Genomic DNA, 1048 nt, shown 5'->3' with positions numbered 1-1048 from the left:
GCGGGCGAGGGTGACGTGTTCATCTCGGCCGGCGTGGAGACCGTCAGCCGTTTCGGGAAGGGCAACGCCGACGGGCTGCCCGACACCCAGAACCCCGTCTTCGCCGACGCCGTGGCCCGCACGGCACAGCGGGCCGAGGGCGGCGCCGCGCCGTGGGCCGACCCGCGCGCCAACGCGTCCCTGCCCGATGTGTACATCGCCATGGGCCAGACCGCCGAGAACGTCGCGCAGTACACCGGCATCACCCGCGCCGAGCAGGACGCGTTCGGCGTGCGCTCGCAGAACCTGGCCGAGAAGGCCATCGCGAACGGCTTCTGGGCCACCGACATCACCCCGGTGACGCTGCCCGACGGCACGGTGGTCAGTACCGACGACGGCCCCCGCGCGGGCGTCACGCTGGAGGCGGTGAGTCAGCTGAAGCCGGTGTTCCGGCCCGACGGCACCGTGACGGCGGGCAACTGCTGCGCGCTCAACGACGGCGCGGCCGCGCTGGTGATCATGTCCGACACCAAGGCCAGGGATCTGGGTCTTGTTCCGCTGGCGCGGGTCGTCAGCACCGGCGTGTCCGGGCTGTCGCCGGAGATCATGGGTCTTGGCCCGATCGAGGCGTCCAAGCAGGCGCTGCGCCGTGCCGGTCTCACCATCGACGACATCGACCTGGTCGAGATCAACGAGGCGTTCGCCGTGCAGGTGCTCGGCTCGGCGCGCGAACTCGGCATCCCCGAGGACAAGCTGAATGTCAACGGCGGCGCGATCGCGGTGGGTCATCCGTTCGGCATGACCGGTGCCCGCATCACCAGCACCCTGATCAACTCGCTGCGCTTCCACGACAAGCAGTTCGGGCTGGAGACGATGTGTGTCGGTGGCGGCCAGGGCATGGCCATTGTATTGGAGCGGCTGTCGTGACCGGCCGGTTCGCGGGCAAGACCGCGATCGTCACCGGCGCCAGCCGCGGAATCGGGCTCGGCATCGCGCAGCGGCTGGTCGACGACGGCGCGAAGGTCGTCATCACCGCCCGCAAGAGGGACGCCCTGGACGAGGCCGTCGA

2 protein-coding genes are annotated in these 1048 nt (G+C 70.4%); both read left to right on the top strand.

Annotation, left to right across the window (positions count from 1 at the left end):
* Nucleotides 1-906, top strand: a 906-nt coding sequence (locus AB0H56_RS31960; RefSeq protein WP_357170552.1) for an acetyl-CoA C-acyltransferase, incomplete at its 5' end; no start/stop codon positions are given.
* Nucleotides 903-1048, top strand: a 146-nt coding sequence (locus tag AB0H56_RS31955; RefSeq protein ID WP_357170548.1) for an SDR family NAD(P)-dependent oxidoreductase, incomplete at its 3' end; no start/stop codon positions are given. The genes AB0H56_RS31960 and AB0H56_RS31955, both read left to right, overlap by 4 nt.

The sequence above is a fragment of the Nocardia sp. NPDC050717 genome, from assembly GCF_040654275.1.
In the GTDB taxonomy this organism is placed as follows: Bacteria; Actinomycetota; Actinomycetes; order Mycobacteriales; family Mycobacteriaceae; genus Nocardia.
This window is presented reverse-complemented; position numbering and strand designations above follow the sequence as displayed.